Consider the following 15,549-nt stretch of genomic DNA (forward strand, 5'->3'; position numbering starts at 1 on the left):
CCTGCGCCGCTATGACCTGCGGACGATCCTGAAGAGCCGGATCTCCCGCTCCACCCGCGCCTGATACGTCGCATACGGCGGCCAGAACGCCAGCACCGCCTTCCAGGCGGCCGCCCGCTCCTCTCCCTCCAGCAGCCGGGCCGTGACGGGGAGGTCCCGGCCCTTCCAGCTGACCTCGGCGTCCGGATGGGCCAGCAGGTTCGCGGTCCAGGCGGGGTGGCCGGTGCGGCCGAAGTTGGAGCCGACGAGGATCCAGCTGCGGCCGCCCTCCTCGGGCATGCAGGCGAGCGGCGTACGGCGGGACAGCCCACTGCGCGCGCCGGTCGCGGTGAGGATCACGCCCGGCAGCATCTGGGCGCTGAGCAGCACTCTCCCGCGGGTGAGCCGGTGGACGGCCCGGTCGAGGGCGGGGATCAGATGGGGGGCGACCTTGGCGAAGCCCCGCGTCGACGACACCTTCTGCACCACTCGCACGCCGATCACACCGCCACCTCCCGCGCCTCGGACGTCTCGAAGAGCCGCGCCGCCTCGGCGGCGTGTGCCCGCAGCCGGTGGACCGGCCCGAAGAGCAGCTCGTCGCCGGCGGCCCGCTTGAAGTACAGGTGGGCCTCGTGCTCCCAGGTGAAACCGATGCCGCCGTGCAGCTGGATCCCCTCGGCGGACGCGGCACGCAGCGCCTCCAGGGCCTGCGCGAGGGCGAGCCCGCACACGTGCTCCCCATGAGCGACGGCCCAGGCCGCGTAGTACGCCGCCGAACGCGCCGCCTGCACCCCCACATACACATCCGCCAGCCGGTGCTTCACCGCCTGGAAGGACCCGATCGCCCGCCCGAACTGCTCCCGCTGCCCGACGTACTCCACGGTCCGCTCCAGCACCCGGTCGGCGGCCCCCACGGCCTCGCAGGCGAGGACGGCGGCGGCGGTGCCACCGACGGAGGCGAGGGCGGCGAGGACGTCTTGGCCGTCCTCCTCCCCCAGCAACTCGGCCTCAACGTCCCGGAGTTGGAGGCAGCCTTGCGGCCGGGTGGCGTCGAGGGCGGTCTGCCGGACCCGTACGACCCCCACCGCATCCCCCGGCACCAGGAACAGCAGCGTCCGCGACCGGGCGAACCCCCCGGCGTGCGCGGCGACCACCAGAAGCCCCGCGCTGTGCCCGTCCAGCACCTGGTCGACCTGCCCGTACAACCGCCAGCCGTTCGCCACCCGCCGCGCCTGCACGCCCCCGGCCCGCCCACCACCGGCCCAGTCGCCGTCGCCCGCGCCGGTGAGTGCGAGGGCGGTGGCGAGTGCGGCGCCGGGGACGGCGAGGGCGGCGGTGAGCGTGCCGGAGGCGATGCGGGGCAGCAGGTCGGCGCGCTGGGCCTCGGCGCCGAGGGAGCCGATCAGCGGTGCGGCGAGGACGGCGGTGGCGAGCAGCGGCGAAGGGGCCAGGGCCCGCCCGGTCTCCTCGCAGGCGAGGGCGAGTTCGGTCGCCGAGCAGCCGACACCCCCGTATGCCTCAGGAAGGGCGAGCCCGGGCAGGCCGAGCCGGCCGGCGAGGGCGGTCCAGAGGTCGGGGTCGTGTCCGGCGGGGGCGTCGAGGGCCGCGCGCAGCTCACGGGGGCCGCAGCGGCTGTGGAGCAGCTCGCGGAGGGTGCGGCGGATCTCGTCCTGCTCGGGGGTGAAGCTGGCGTCCATGGCTCTTCCCTCCGTATCTGACGGCCCGTCATATTAGGGGGGTCGCAACGAGATGCACAGAGGTTGGAGGCCTCGTATGACTCCCCGGAGCCGGAAAGTCGCCGTGGTCGGGGTCGCCCTCTCCGACTGCGGTCGCGTGGACGACGCGACCTCGTACGCCCTGCACGCCCAGGCGGCCCGCCGCGCCCTGGCCGACGCGGGGCTCGGCCGGGAGGTGGTGGACGGCTTCGCGTCCGCCGGGCTCGGCACCCTCGCCCCCGTCGAGGTGGCCGAGTATCTGGGCCTGCGCCCCACCTGGGTCGACTCCACCTCCGTCGGCGGCTCCACCTGGGAGGTCATGGCGGCCCATGCGGCGGACGCGATAGCCATGGGGCACGCCAACGCCGTCCTCCTGGTCTACGGCTCCACGGCCCGCGCGGACATCAAGGCGGGGCGGCGGACGGGGAACCTGTCCTTCGGCGCCCGGGGCCCCCTGCAGTTCGAGGTCCCTTACGGCCACACGCTCATCGCCAAGTACGCCATGGCCGCGCGCCGCCACATGATCGAACACGGCACGACGATCGAGCAGTTGGCGGAGGTGGCGGTCCAGGCGAGGGCGAACGCCGCCCTGAACCCCGAGGCCATGTTCCGCGACCCGATCACGGTGGACGACGTCCTGTCCGGCCCGATGATCGCGGACCCCTTCACCAAGCTGCACTGCTGCATCCGCTCCGACGGCGGGGCGGCGGTACTGCTGGCCGCCGAGGAGTTCGTACGGGACTGCCGCACGGCACCGGTGTGGGTGCTCGGCACGGGGGAGCACGTCTCGCATGCCGCGATGTCCGAGTGGCCCGACTTCACGACCGGCCCGGCGGCGGTCAGCGGGCGGCTCGCCTTCGAGCGGGCCGGGGTGCGGCCGGAGGAGATCGACTTCGCCGAGATCTACGACGCCTTCACCTACATGACCCTGGTGACCCTGGAGGACCTCGGCTTCTGCGGGAAGGGCGAGGGCGGGGCATTCGTGGAGAAGGGGCGGCTGCTGGTGCGGGGCGGGGAGCTGCCGGTCAACACGGACGGGGGCGGGCTGTCGGCCCAACATCCCGGGATGCGGGGGCTGTTCCTTCTGGTGGAGGCGGTGCGGCAGTTGCGGGGGGAGGGCGGGGAGCGTCAAGTGCGGGGGCGGGAGGGGGAGTTGCCGCGGCTGGGGGTCGCTTCGGCGACCGGGGGATGGTTCTGCTCGTCGGGGACGTTGGTACTGGGCAGGGATTGAGACTGTCGAGAGCAACTCCGGAGGAAACAGGCATGGCCCTGACCCGCGAAGAGCGTGAACAGTTCCTGGCTGAGCCCCACGTCGCCGCGCTGGCGGTCGACGCGGGCGCGGGGCGCGCTCCACTGACCGTGCCGATCTGGTACCAGTACGAGCCCGGCGGCGACATCTGGATCATGACCGGGCTGGACAGCCGCAAGAACCGGCTGATCCAGAAAGCGGGCCGGTTCTCCCTGATGATCGACCGGCTCGACCCCACCATCCGGTACGCGTCCGTCGAGGGACCGGTCATCGGGACGACCCCCGCCACCCTCGAACAGCTCCGCGAGATCTCCGCCCGCTACCTCCCGGCCGAGAAGGTCGACGGCTATGTCGACGCCGCCTGGAAGAACCACGGCGAGCAGGTCGTCATCCACATGCGGCCCGAACGCTGGGTGTCGTCCGACCTCGGGCAGGTGTGATCCGGCCCCGCACGTGACAATCGCGGCATGGATCGTCACGAGCAGGATCACCACGAGCAACATCGTCGCGAGCAGGACTTCCATGAGCTGCTGAGGTCGCTTCGGGTGTGGGACGTCGACCTGCCCGCCTTCGACCCAGCCGCGGCGCCCGCGGAACCCCTCGCCCTCTTCACGGCCTGGTTCGCGCAGGCAGTCGCGGCGGGGCAGGTGGAGCCCCACACGATGTCCCTCGCCACGACGGACGAGGAGGGCCTGCCGGACGTACGGACGGTGATGCTGCACGGCGCCGACGCGTCCGGCTGGTCCTTCGCGACGCACATCGACAGCCGCAAGGGGCGTCAGCTCACCGCCCGCCCGTACGCGGCCCTCGGCTTCTACTGGCCCGCCCAGGGCCGCCAGGTACGCCTGAGGGGCCCGGTGACGGACGCCCCGTCCGCCGAGTCCCAGGCCGACCTGCACGCCCGCTCGACCGGCGCCCTGGCGGCTGCCCTGACCGGCCGCCAGAGCCAGGCCCTCGGCTCCCTGGAGGAATTGGCGCGCACGTCGGAAGCGGCCTGGGAGCGGGCCCGGCGCGAGCCGGACGCTCCGGTGCCCACCTGGACGCTGTACTACCTGCGCCCGCAGACGGTGGAGTTCTTCCAGGGGGACGCCCGGCGACGGCATGTGCGGCTCAACTACCGGCGCACCGAGGCGGGTTGGGCCAAGGAGCTGCTCTGGCCCTGAGGACCGACCTGTCGTCTCTCAGTAGGTGCGGATGCCCCGGAAGTCATACGCCGTGAAGTCGGCCACCGCCCGGTACCCGATGCGCTGGTAGAGGCTGTTGCTGGTCTGGTTGGCCAGGTCCGTGAAGAGCAGCACCTCGCGCACCCCGGAGGCGAGCACGGACCGGCTGACCTGTGCGGTGACCGCGCCCGCGTAGCCGCGTCCGCGCAGGTGGGCCGGGGCGTAGACGGGGGCGACCCGGACCTGGCCGGCGACCACCGGGGTCACGCCGGCCATGGCGAGGGGGGTGCCGTCCTCGCCCTCCCAGAAGGTGACGCCTCCGTAGGAGATCCGCGAGTCGGCCCATGCGGCGGCGTCACGGGCGGCGTGATCGCCGACGGCGTTGACGAACTCGCGGTACCAGCGCACCAGTTGCTCCCGGTCCTCCTTGCCCGCGACCCGCGCCCGGCCCGCCGGGAGGGGATGCGGGGCGGTCAAGTTGCCGAGCCGGTACAGGCGTTGGCGCTGGCTGACCGCACCCTTGGCGCCCGTCTGCCGGCGCCAGGCCGCGACGAAGGCCTCGGCGGTGTCGTGGGCCGCGATGACGCCGGGGACCGAGTGGCCGAGGGCGACCAGGTGGGCGACGAGGGACTCGGCCTCGTCGGGGCTGAGGGGGGTGACGTTCAGCCGGAAGGGCGGGGTGCGGAAGTAGGCGGCGCGCACCTGCCCGCCCAGCTCCAGCACTCCGAAGACCGGCGCCTCGTCGCCGTAGGCACGCGACCCGCTCCTGCGCAGCGTCTCGGTCACCGTCAGGGCGACGGTGTGCAGATCGGGGCGTGAGCGCAGGAAGCCACCGGCGTGGGAGAGGAAGCCGGTGAGGTCCTGGGTGCAGTACCAGTCGTCCGGGCGCATACCTCATGATCCCGCGCCCGGGCGGTGGTTGTGCACCCTTTTCCGCCGTGGACACGAAGCCGACACAAGACCCCACTCCCAGGCGGGGGTTGAGGGGCGCCGGGTTCACGCGATGCGTGGTCTACGGGTTGACGTGCCTCGTGGCCTGAGGGCTGACGTCCGGATCGGTGGCGAGCCGCGCGTGCAGATGCACGTCCCGGTACACGTCGTACCGCTCTGCCTCCCACATCGCACCCCGCAGGGTCCCCTCGTGACGGAAACCGCACCGCTCGGCGACATGACAGGAGGCGTCGTGGCCGACGGCGTGGCCGAGTTCGAGGCGGTGCAGGCCCAGTTCGGTGAGGGCCCAGCGGGCGGTGAGGGCGAGGGCGTGGGTGGCGACTCGGCGCCCACGGGCCTCGGGCAGGACCCAGTAGCCGACGCGGGCGCAGCTCATGACGCGGTCGATGACGTTGACGCCGACTTGTCCGAGGGGTGTGCCGGTCGCCGCGTCGGTGACGCAGTAGGACGCCGCCGTTCCTTCCGCCGTTTTCCGTGCCGAGTCGCGCAGCGATTCCCGGGCGCTGTCGAGGTCCGTAGTGATCTTCAGCGGGGTGTTCCAGCGCCGGAACTCCGGGTCGGTGCGCCCCCGGAACCATGCGTCGAGGTCGACGTCGGAGTCCGCGTCCCAGGGACGCAGGCGGAGGCCGTGGCCGTGCAGGTCGGGGAAGGGGTGGGCAGGGGGTCGTATATCGGCGTGGGTCATGAAGGTAATGAAACCGGCTTTAGAAGCCGTACCGCATCCGGCTCATTCCTCGGTGCGCCGTCGAGCGCGGCGGCCTGGACGTGTCGGGCGACACGATCGGGTGCGCGCTGTACGGCTGCCATGACGGCGGCCACCGGTGGATGGGCTGCCCCGGGCCGTCCGTGACTTTCCTCTGGGCCAATCCGCCCGGCAGGATCAGGGACCATGAGGATGCTGGTGCTTGGTGGTACGTGGTTCCTGGGCAAAGAGCTGGTCGTCGGCGCGCTGGCGCGCGGGTGGGATGTGACGACGTTCAACCGTGGCCGTTCGGGACCCGATGCCGTCGGCGTTAACGCGGTGCATGGCGACCGGACCGACCCGGAAAACCTTCAGCGACTGGCTGGACACGGCCCGTGGGATGCTGTGGTGGACACGTCCAGCTCGGAACTTCCACCCCGTGACGTGCTCCTGGCCGCACATGCTCTGGCCGGTCAGGTGGCTCGGTGGGTGCACGTCTCCACAGTGTCCGTGTACGAGGGCTGGCCCCACTACCCCCTCACGGAGGAATCGCCGCTTCTCGACTGCCCTGCGGACGCCGACGACACGTTCGGCTACACGGGCCCGGACGGCTCGCCGACGAAGTACGGGTTCCAGAAGGCGGGCGGAGAGCGGGCCGTATCCGAAGCGCTCGGCGACCGGGCGGTGTTCCTGCGACCCGGGGTGATCCTCGGCCCCGGCGAGTACGTCGGACGCCTGCCCTGGTGGCTTACCCGCGCCGAGCGCGGCGGCCGGATCCTCGCGCCGTCCCCGGGCGAGCGGCGGATTCAGCCGGTCGACGTCCGCGACGTGGCCGCCTTCGCCCTGGACCAGGCTGCCGATACGAATGCCGGCGGGGCCTTCAACGTCGCCCACCCCGACGGGCTGACCTTCGCCGAGTTCGTGACCGCGTGCCTGACCGTGACCAGCGGCGCAGGGCGGCCCGTGTGGACAGCTCCGGAGGACCTCGCCCGCCACGGCGTCAAGCAGTGGACGGAATTCCCCCTGTGGCGCACGCACGCCGGGGCATGGGCCGTCGACCCCTCGCGGGCCGTTGCTGCCGGTCTGCGCTGCCGCCCGCTGAGCGAGACGATCGCCGACACCTGGACTTGGATTCAGGCCGACGGGCGCCCCGTCGAGCATCCACGGTGGGCCGAACACGGCATCGCCCCCGAGAAAGAGGCCAAGATCCTGGCGTCTCTCTCGGGGGCGAACTGACAGGCGCTGGTCATGCTTCCAGGGCGGCGAGCGGGCCGGAGCCGGTTCCGAGCTGGTGTTGCGCAGACAGGCGGGTGAAGTCCTCGATCCGTTCGCCGAGTTCTCCGGCAAGCTGGTCGCCCCTGAACGGCTCGCCGGTCAGCGCGCGCCGTACCCGGGAGGTGCGGGTCAGCAGGCCGGTAGCGCGCTGGTCGCGCGGCACGACCCACACCCGTTCGAGGGCGTCGGCCGCGCCGTCGAGGTCACCGCGCAGCAGCCGGGCGGCGGCCAGGTCCGCAGCTGCCCCACCGACCACGCGGACCGAGCGCTGCGACGCCGGTCGCTGGGCCGCAAGCTCCAGCGCCCTCGTGGCCGCGGTCTCCGCCTGGTCCCCGTCACCGAGCAGCAGGCATGTCGAACTGTTCGACATCGCGAGGCGTTCGACGGTGAAGCCGAACTCTCCGGCCACACCGTCGTGGAGGTCGTCTGTCGCCCCCTGGCCTTCAGCCTGCGAGGCGTCCAGTGCCCGCTGTGCGGAGGCCGCATTACCCAGGTACCCGAACGCGCGGGCCTCGATCGCTGCGAGCCTGCGTCGCGCCACATCCCCCAGGCCCGTGCACATCTGGGCCTGCCGCGCCAGCCGCGCGGCCTCCGCAGGCTGATTCGAGAAGTACGCGATGTACGCCAGCGTCCCGCCGGCGAACCCGCGCAGCGGATCGAACCGCGCCGTCTCCCCATACAGAGCCGCCGAACGGCACAAGCGCTTCGCCCCGTCCAGTGACCCGAGGTCGAATGCGGCCGTGGCCAGCAGTGCGCACGCCTGGCCCGCCACGATCAGTAACTCTTGTGTATGTACCGGGACTTGAGTCCGGTCGCGCTGCGTCTCGGCCTCCTCACGCAGCTCCCGCGCCTGCTGGAACACGTCGAAGGGCGCTGTGCTGCTGTACGTGCGCGCCAGCGTGGCCACGTCGTCCCGCAGCTGATCAAGGGTGGTATCCGAGATGGAAGCGGCGGCAGCCTCGGCGGCCTCGCTCTGGGCGTCACGTGCAGTCATCAGAATTTCGTCTTCCAGGTTGAACGCGGGTGCGGGTGCAACAGAGGGAGGCGCCTCGAACAGAACTACCGCATCGATCCCGAACATGTGCTCCAGCACGGTGCACGCCTCCGTTCCCGGAAGGGTCTGGACCCGACCAGCAGTCCAGCGCCGAAACTGCGCTTCCGACACGGTCAGATTCCGGGACTCCTCCGCAAGCACCTGAGCTGCCGCGCGGCGGAAAGCACGTTCGAAGTCGACGTAACGCCAACGCCGTTGATCCACTAAGACCTTCAGCAGCGTGCGAGCTGTCTTACTCATATCGCTCCCGTTCTGTCGGCGCACTCGCGCGGGCGCTTCCCTCGCTGAAAGGGAAACGCCAACCCTCCCGCATCGCAACGCCCCCACCGCACATGACACGTTGACGCCAGCTGCACGCCACATTGGTCACCTGAAAGAGCGCCAGGTGAGCCCCGGTACGGCATGGTGACGCCACCCGGACCGGGCGGAAGCTGTCCGCCGTCGGTCGACGCTCCGTAATCCGTACGTACTTGCCCGGAGCCCGACGGCATACGGCCCCTGCCGCCCCCTTCCCTCGAGGGCGGCCGGGGCGCCGACCGCGACCGCAGCCGGTGAACTCGTGGACGCCCCCGCGATCCATTTGGAGAGACTGAGCGGCCGGCAGAGCGAGGGCGCCTCGTGCTGCTGGTGCAGCGGTACCCCGGACCGCCGGTTCCCCGTCCGGATACTGCGTCTGACCGGTGTCCGCCTGTACGCGTGCACCCCGTGCGCGGGCATGTACGGCGTGCAGGAGGCAGCGTCATGATCCTGATCGCCCCCAGCCTCAGGCCCACCACGGGCACGGTGCCCACCTACACGCAGACGCTGTCCCTAGTGGCCTCGTCCGCCGCCTTAGCCCGTCTGTCGACGCGTACCACACTCAGGTGCTGGTCGCTCGGCGAACTGGCCGGTGATGCCGAGCTGATCGTGTCGGAGCTGGTGACCAACGCCGTACGGCATGCGCGCCCTGCGGCGGCGACCCGGGACGAGCCAGGCCGGTGCAGGCTGACGCTGGAGCAGCCGGAGCCGGACAGGGTCCGGGTGTGGGTCACGGACACTTCATCGCGTCCCGTCGTACGACGCGAGCCGGGCGACGGTGAGGAGGACGGCCGCGGCCTGAACATGGTGGACGCCCTTGCCGCGACGTGGGACGTCTTCGTGATGCGGGACGGCGGGAAAGCGGTGTGGGCCGAGCTGAAGGCGTCCTCGTGATCCTCGACAGGATCGACAAGGCCCTCGAAGAAGCCACCGCGAAGAAGCGCCGGAGGTGCCAGTGGGGCTGGCGGCAGATCACCGCTCGAGTCCGGAGGACTCCAGCAAGCGCCGCGCGTGACGTCCCCGCCCCGAGGGACCACCGGCCGGGGCTGCCTCGTTGCTCCACACGCCCCGGCCAGAACCACAACACCATCCGCTACCACCGACGACACGGAGAGGAAGTGACGCGAGCATGCATGACCTGATCGCGAGTCCGTTCCAAGACGATCACCTGGTGCTACGCCCGGGAAGCCCGAAGGCCCTCAAGATCCCACGTGTGAAGTTCGCGCAGCTCATGGCGGCCGTATCCGCTAGCGAACCAGTCCCTGCGTGGCTCGCGGACGCGGCCAGGCGTTCCTGGAAAATCGACCTCGCCGGGCGCCCCGCCGCGGGAACCGTGCTGATCCGCGCCGCCGGTCCCTACAGGATCAGCCGGGCCACGTGGGAACTGAACCTCGGCTGTGACTACGACTGCGTGATGTGCTACCTCGGCGAGAAGCGGTTCGAGGGCCTGGATATGACCGGGAAACGGCGGCTGCTGGAGGTCATGACCGAAGCCGGGGTCATCTGGCTTCAGATGACGGGCGGCGAGCCGCTGATCGACCCAGACTTTCCGGCGGCATACCGGTACGCGCATGAGCTGGGCATGCAGGTCGAGGTGCTGTCGAACGGATCACGGCTGCACAAGGATCACGTCCTGGAGCTGTTTGTCGAGCTGCCGCCGTCAAAGATGTCGCTGAGCGTGTACGGCGCGACGGCCAACACCTACGACACCGTGACCCGCAACCGGGGCGCCTTCGAGCGATTCTCCGCCGGGCTGAACAAGGCCGTCGGCGCCGCTCTGAACCTCGATCTGAGCCTGATCATCACGCGGCAGAACGCGCACGAGATCGACGGGATGCGCGCGTGGGCGAAACGGCTCGGGCTGCCGTTCCGCGAGTACGCGAACCTCTCCCCGACGATCCACGGCACCGCCGAGCCGCTGCCGTCGCAGTCGCCCGAACACCTCACCAGCAGGGCGCCGTTCACCGGCTGCCCCGCCGGCGTCACGTTCTTCCACGCCGACCCGTTCGGCCGCGCGTCGATCTGCAAGGTCAGCCGCGAACCGAACGTCGACCTGATCGCGGAAGGCGCGGATGGGCTCGCCCGGCTCGGCGGCATCGCCGACTCCCTAATGCTTCGCACCGGAGGATGCAGCGGCTGCAAGCTCTCCGACTCATGTCGGGTGTGCAGGCCGATGGCGAAGGTCTTCCAGGAGGCGAAGGCACCACTGCACCACTACTGCCAGCACGGAATGAAGGAGACAGCATGAGCCCGCTCCTGCTCGAACTCGGCCCCACCCGGGCCGAGGAAACCGACGAGATCGTCCTCATCGACGACGTAGAGACCTACACCGCCGCCGCCGGAACCCTCCCCGGATGCGGCGACGACAACCCTTACAACTGATCCCCATCCGATCCGGGGCCCCGGCCGCATCCCGCGCCGGGGCCCCGCCCCGTATGGAAAGGTGGCCTCCATGCCGACCGTGCGCCTGCCCGAGATTCCCGCCGACGCCCTGGCCCTCATCGAGGCCCAAGCCGGTCCCGTGATCAAGACGGAGAACCTGAACGCGGGCCTCAACAGCGAGATCGCCACCCTCATCCACACCGCCGACACGACGATCTTCGTAAAGGGCTTGCGTGAGGAGCACCGACGGGTGTGGACACAGGCGCGCGAGGCGAACGTCAACCCTCACGTGCGAGGCATCGCCCCGGCCCTGCTGTGGCACATCCAGGCAGGCGGCTGGGACCTCCTCGTCTTTGAGGAAATCCCCGGCAGCCACGCCGACTACGCGCCCGGCTCTCCAGACCTCCCGCTGGTGGCCGACGTAATCGGTCGCCTCACCACCATCCAGGCGCCGGACAGCATCACGCGCACCATGCCCGACCGGATGAAGGAACACACCGACACCCCGGAGCTGTTCGCCGGCGACACGCTCTGTCACACGGACTGGTTCCCCACCAACGTCCTGATCTCCGGCCGCGCTGTGGTCGTCGACTGGGCATGGGCCTCCCGAGGAGCAGCATGGATCGACCCCGCTCTGTGGGTCGTGTGGCTCGTCAACTCCGGCCACACGCCCGCCCAGGCGGAGCAGTGGGCCGCCCACATCCCGGCCTGGAACAACGCTCCGGCGCGGAGCCTCGACGCCTTCGCCCGCGCCACGGTTAGCGTCTGGGAAGGGATCGCGGACGGCCAGACGGAACCCTGGGTGCTCGACATGCTGAACGCCGCCCGCACCTGGAGCGCCCACCGCTGACGGCCCAGCCTGGCCCAGCATGTGGCGAAGGGGTCGGCGAGGGACGGCCAGGAGCAACATGCCCGTGCTGAGCGTGGAGGAGGCACGGGGTTCATAGAACATGTAGCGAACGTAGCCAAGTGAGACGCCATGCCTGCAGGGGACTACGAGATACGACGATCACGCTCCCTCTCCCGTGCCCCGCTTCTGCAGCAGAACCGCACTCAAGGCTCCGCTCACCTTGCGGATGGCCGGAACACCGGCATCCCGTCCCGGAAGGCGACCTCCAGCTCCGCGCCGGCCCGCAGCCGCGAGGCGTCCGCGCACTCCACGACCTCGGTCATCATCCGCGGGCCCTCGGCGAGATCGACGACCGCGGCGACGTACGGCGTGCGCTCCCCGAAGGGCGGCAGGTCGTTGCGGTGGACGACGGACCAGGTGTAGAGGGTGGCCCGGCCGCCCGCAGGCTCCCACGTCACGTCCTCGCTCCAGCAGTGGGGGCAGAACTCGCGGGGGTAGTGGTGGGCGCGTCCGCAGGCCCGGCAGCGGCGGATCAGCAGCCGCCCTTCGGCCGCCGCGTCCCAGTACGCGCGCGTGAAGGCGTCGGCTTCCGGGAGGTCGTAGCGCGGACCGGCGGAGCACTGGCTGCCGGAGTGCGGACCGGCGGAGCGCGCGCCGCCCATCAGAAGAGCCCCAGCGCACTGTCCACCGACCACGACTGCCACGACATGCCGCCCAGCGCGACCAGCGAGATCAGCGCCATCATCGAGTTCTGCCCCTGCTCCGCCCAGTCGTGGATCATCAGGGCGAAGTAGAGGCCGTTGAGCAGCAGCCCGCCGACGAGGGCGATCGGGGTCAGGAACCCGAGGACGAGCCCTAGCCCCAGGGCCAGTTCCGCGTACAGGACGACGTACGCCATCGCGCGCGGCCGTGGCGTGACGACGACCTCGAAGCCGGAACGTACGGCGTTCCAGCGGTGCTTGGCCGCAACGTCCGCCGCCCACGCGATCCCGGACCCCTCGAACCAGCTCTTCTTGTCCTTGTGCCGCCAGCTCTCCAGCCACCACAGCCCGAGGCCTATGCGGAGCACGGCCAGCCATTCCGCACCTGTGAGCCAGATCGCGTCCATGGATCTGACGGTACGTCAGATAAGAGGAGCCTGACAATCGCCTGTGCATCCGCGATGAGTCCAACAGAATTGTTGGCAATCTTGTCCGCACTCCCGTTAGGTTCACCGACGCAAGCAGAAAACACCGAGGGAGCCGGACGTGAAGCACAGGGCAATCAAGCGCAGGAGCGTTGTCATGGGGATCGGGGCGACCGCCGGGGTCGCGGCGGTCGGGGGCGTCGCCCTGACCGCGCAGGCGTCGGGCGACACGAGCACCTCGAAGTCCTCCTCGTCGGACGCCCTGGTCTTCGACAAGCACGCCTTCTCGACCCTGACGACGACGATCACCGACGCCGACAGCACCGACCACGAGGTGGAGTACCGCTTCTACAAGGCGATCACGTACGTCACCAAGCCGGTCGACGAGGCGTACCAGAGCCTGAACGTCAGCGTCCCCGTCAAGATCGACGGAACGGCCGTGGACGCCACCGACGCCCCGATCCTCTTCGCCAACGCGGTCGGCGGGTACATGCCGTCGTCCGTTGCGGACGCGACCGGTGTGGGCGGGGGCGAGGGCGGGGGCGGGATGCCAGCATCCACCGGCTCGGGTGAGGTCGCCTCCGGCGGCAACGGCATGGTGAACGGCCAGGGCGAGAGGGTCAGCCTCCCGAAGCTGGCGCTCGCGGCCGGGTACGTCGTCGTCGAGCCCGGCGCCCGCGGCCGTACGCTCAAGAACTCCGCCGGCGAGTACTACGGCGTCGCCCCCGCCGCGATCGTCGACCTCAAGGCCGCCGTCCGGTACGTGCGGTCCAACAGGGGCCGCATACCCGGCAACGTCGACCGCATCGTCTCCTCCGGCACCAGCGCCGGCGGCGCCCTGTCCTCCCTGCTCGGCGCGTCCGGCGACAGCCCGCTCTACGACAGGTACCTCAAGGAGATCGGCGCGGCCGAGGCGAGCGACGCCATCTTCGCGACCGGCGCCTGGTGCCCGATCACCGACCTGGAGCACGCCGACGGCGCCTACGAGTGGAACTGGGGCTCCAACGCCACGAGTTCCGGCTCGAAGGTCGACCAGACGGTGTCGAAGGAGCTGCGGTCGCAGTTCGCCGAGTACCAGGCGTCCCTGAGGCTGAAGGGCCTCGGCGGGTTCGGCACGCTCACCGCACGCAACTACGACGAGTACCTGGTCAAGCAGTACCTGGAGCCGTCGGCCACCAAGTACCTCGCGGCCCTGTCGGACACGGACCGTGCGTCGTACCTGGCCGCGAACACCTTCATCACCTGGTCCGGCGGCAAGGCGGCCTTCTCCTGGGCCGACTTCCTCGCCCACGTGGGCGCCCGCAAGAAGACCACCCCGGCCTTCGACGCCTTCGACCTGTCGACGGGCGAGAACAACCTGTTCGGCCTCGGCACCACCCAGGCCCGCCACTTCACGGCGTACAGCGCCAAGAACGACTCCACGGGCCTGAGCGGCAAGCGGGTGGCGAGCGACATCCCCGCCACGCTGCGGCTGATGAACCCGATGCACTTCCTCGTCGAGAAGGCCAACCCGCAGCGCACCAAGCACTGGTGGATCCGCCTCGGCACCAACGACTCCGACACCTCGCACACGGTCTCCGCCAACCTCGCCGCCGCCGCGAACGGCCTCGGCGACGACGTCAGCCACCTCTACTACTGGGACGAGGGCCACGGCGCCAACTCGGACCCGGGCGACTTCATCGAGTGGATCGCCAAGATCAGCGGCTACAAGGGCAAGCGGACCAAGGGGACCAAGTAGTCCGCTGTGACCGAGTAGCCCCTCAAGACGCGGTGCCGGTTTCCCGTCATAACTCCGGCCACCGCCCACACGACGCCGGGCCCGACCAATGTCAGGGCCCGGCGTCGTAGTGGTCAGCGATCCGAACCCGGCTCGGCAGGGCCGCCCGAGGTCGCTTCGGGTTTCGCGTAGAGGACGTCACGGGCCTGCTCCGCGGCGCGGGTCATGCTCTCGGCGACGAAGTCGATGAAGCGGGCGATGTTCTCCAGGCGGGTGGCGGCCGGGGTGTCGGGGCCGAGGACGCCGACGCCCTGCCGTGCGGTCTCGGCGAGCTGAGCGGTGGACCGGGCGCTGGCGATCATCCCCTGGTACCAGACGTCGTTGTCGACGACGTAGCGCTCGCGGCGGCCTTCGTCGCGTTCCCGGCGGATGAGGCCCTGCCCTTCGAGGAACGTGACCGATTTGGAGATGGACGCCGGGCTGACCTGGAGCCGCTGGACGAGTTCGGACGCGGTGAGGCTGCCCGCGTCGGTGGTGTAGAGGCAGGTCAGCACCCGGGACATCATCTTGGGCAGGCCCTGTTGCATGAGGAGCGTGGTCCACGCCTCCTCGTACTCGCGCACGGCCTCGGCGTCGCGCCCGTGGGCCTGCTCGGGCGCCTGCGACCCTCGGGGCGCGGCCTGCCTGCGCCGGTGGGCACGGCGTTCGGTGGCGCGGTGGGCCAGGTCGGCGCGGTAGGTCGTGGGCCCGCCGTTGCGCATGACCTCGCGCGTGATGGTCGAGGTCGGGCGGTCGAGGCGCCTGGCGATCTCCGCGTAGGCGAGGCCGTCGGCCAGCCCCAGCGCGATCTGCTGACGTTCCTGCTGAGTGAGCCTGCCTCCCGGCACCGCGGTCTCCCTTCGTGCTTCCTTGACGCCTCCAGGATAGCGTTCACTCGCCATTCATTGCAACGAACAGATGCCTGACGTTGCGTTAAATATAGAGCCGTTGCAACGATTTCTCGGCTTTCACCTGCACTTATATTGATTAAGCGCAACGACTCTGTTGCCGAATCCATGAACGCAACGTAGCTTTTCCATCGTCGGAAACACCACCGGAGACACCACCGG

At 70.4% G+C, this 15,549-nt stretch carries 17 protein-coding genes; 9 read left to right on the forward strand and 8 right to left on the reverse strand.

The features are described from left to right. Positions 1-9 precede the first annotated feature (9 nt). Complete coding sequence (locus PBV52_RS20605; protein ID WP_274240025.1) at positions 10-483, reverse strand: nitroreductase/quinone reductase family protein; 474 nt, start codon at positions 481-483, stop codon at positions 10-12. Next, entirely contained in the window at positions 480-1,676 is a 1,197-nt protein-coding gene (locus PBV52_RS20610) for an acyl-CoA dehydrogenase family protein (protein ID WP_274240026.1), read from the reverse strand. Before PBV52_RS20610 ends, PBV52_RS20605 begins: the two co-directional genes overlap by 4 nt. 76 nt (positions 1,677-1,752) lie before the next feature. On the opposite strand from PBV52_RS20610, the gene PBV52_RS20615 reads away from it, so the two are divergent. Genes PBV52_RS20615 through PBV52_RS20625 form a run of 3 tightly spaced genes read left to right on the forward strand, consistent with a single transcriptional unit; the run spans position 1,753 to position 4,106 of the window. After that, complete coding sequence (locus tag PBV52_RS20615; protein ID WP_274240027.1) at positions 1,753-2,925, forward strand: acetyl-CoA acetyltransferase; 1,173 nt, start codon at positions 1,753-1,755, stop codon at positions 2,923-2,925. Between the two features lie 32 nt (positions 2,926-2,957). Continuing rightward, positions 2,958-3,383, forward strand: a complete 426-nt coding sequence (locus tag PBV52_RS20620) for a pyridoxamine 5'-phosphate oxidase family protein (RefSeq protein ID WP_274240028.1) — start codon at positions 2,958-2,960, stop codon at positions 3,381-3,383. A gap of 27 nt (positions 3,384-3,410) precedes the next feature. Beyond that, complete coding sequence (locus tag PBV52_RS20625) at positions 3,411-4,106, forward strand: pyridoxal 5'-phosphate synthase (protein ID WP_274240029.1); 696 nt, start codon at positions 3,411-3,413, stop codon at positions 4,104-4,106. 18 nt (positions 4,107-4,124) lie between these two features. Here PBV52_RS20625 and PBV52_RS20630 read toward each other — a convergent pair whose 3' ends face one another. Beyond that, positions 4,125-4,997 (reverse strand): GNAT family N-acetyltransferase, encoded by an 873-nt coding sequence (locus PBV52_RS20630; RefSeq protein WP_274240030.1) that lies wholly within the window; start codon positions 4,995-4,997, stop codon positions 4,125-4,127. A 121-nt stretch (positions 4,998-5,118) separates the two neighbouring features. After that, positions 5,119-5,742, reverse strand: coding sequence for a GNAT family N-acetyltransferase (locus PBV52_RS20635; RefSeq protein ID WP_274240032.1), 624 nt, complete (start codon positions 5,740-5,742; stop codon positions 5,119-5,121). A 204-nt stretch (positions 5,743-5,946) separates the two neighbouring features. On the opposite strand from PBV52_RS20635, the gene PBV52_RS20640 reads away from it, so the two are divergent. Further along, entirely contained in the window at positions 5,947-6,975 is a 1,029-nt protein-coding gene (locus PBV52_RS20640; protein ID WP_274240033.1) for an NAD-dependent epimerase/dehydratase family protein, read from the forward strand. 10 nt (positions 6,976-6,985) lie between these two features. Here PBV52_RS20640 and PBV52_RS20645 read toward each other — a convergent pair whose 3' ends face one another. After that, positions 6,986-8,308 carry a DNA-binding protein gene (locus tag PBV52_RS20645; protein WP_274240034.1) on the reverse strand — a complete coding sequence of 441 codons (1,323 nt, stop codon included), beginning with the start codon at positions 8,306-8,308 and terminating at the stop codon, positions 6,986-6,988. A gap of 501 nt (positions 8,309-8,809) precedes the next feature. Between PBV52_RS20645 and PBV52_RS20650 the strand changes: the two genes are divergently transcribed. From PBV52_RS20650 to PBV52_RS20665, 4 genes are all read left to right on the forward strand, one after another. Further along, a complete protein-coding gene (locus PBV52_RS20650; RefSeq protein ID WP_274240035.1) occupies positions 8,810-9,259 on the forward strand; it encodes an ATP-binding protein in 450 nt (149 codons plus the stop codon). Positions 9,260-9,578: 319 nt separating this feature from the next. Then, positions 9,579-10,613 carry a radical SAM protein gene (locus tag PBV52_RS20655; RefSeq protein ID WP_306801435.1) on the forward strand — a complete coding sequence of 345 codons (1,035 nt, stop codon included), beginning with the start codon at positions 9,579-9,581 and terminating at the stop codon, positions 10,611-10,613. After that, positions 10,610-10,747: a hypothetical protein gene (locus PBV52_RS20660; RefSeq protein WP_274240038.1), complete on the forward strand. Its 138-nt coding sequence runs from the start codon at positions 10,610-10,612 to the stop codon at positions 10,745-10,747. Before PBV52_RS20655 ends, PBV52_RS20660 begins: the two co-directional genes overlap by 4 nt. A 70-nt stretch (positions 10,748-10,817) precedes the next feature. Next, a complete protein-coding gene (locus tag PBV52_RS20665; RefSeq protein ID WP_274240039.1) occupies positions 10,818-11,597 on the forward strand; it encodes a phosphotransferase in 780 nt (259 codons plus the stop codon). 215 nt (positions 11,598-11,812) lie between these two features. Here the strand turns inward: PBV52_RS20665 and PBV52_RS20670 are convergent, their stop codons facing one another. Together PBV52_RS20670 and PBV52_RS20675 are read right to left on the reverse strand one after the other, a co-directional pair. Then, positions 11,813-12,259 carry a Zn-ribbon domain-containing OB-fold protein gene (locus tag PBV52_RS20670; protein WP_274240041.1) on the reverse strand — a complete coding sequence of 149 codons (447 nt, stop codon included), beginning with the start codon at positions 12,257-12,259 and terminating at the stop codon, positions 11,813-11,815. Then, on the reverse strand, positions 12,259-12,705 hold the full coding sequence (locus PBV52_RS20675; RefSeq protein ID WP_274240042.1) for a DoxX family protein: 447 nt from the start codon (positions 12,703-12,705) through the stop codon (positions 12,259-12,261). Before PBV52_RS20675 ends, PBV52_RS20670 begins: the two co-directional genes overlap by 1 nt. A 175-nt stretch (positions 12,706-12,880) precedes the next feature. Between PBV52_RS20675 and PBV52_RS20680 the strand changes: the two genes are divergently transcribed. After that, positions 12,881-14,461: a subtype B tannase gene (locus PBV52_RS20680; protein WP_274249478.1), complete on the forward strand. Its 1,581-nt coding sequence runs from the start codon at positions 12,881-12,883 to the stop codon at positions 14,459-14,461. Between the two features lie 113 nt (positions 14,462-14,574). Here PBV52_RS20680 and PBV52_RS20685 read toward each other — a convergent pair whose 3' ends face one another. Beyond that, positions 14,575-15,327 (reverse strand): GbsR/MarR family transcriptional regulator, encoded by a 753-nt coding sequence (locus PBV52_RS20685; protein WP_274240043.1) that lies wholly within the window; start codon positions 15,325-15,327, stop codon positions 14,575-14,577. Positions 15,328-15,549: the final 222 nt, after the last annotated feature.

It is taken from the genome of Streptomyces sp. T12, from assembly GCF_028736035.1.
Lineage (GTDB): Bacteria > Actinomycetota > Actinomycetes > Streptomycetales > Streptomycetaceae > Streptomyces.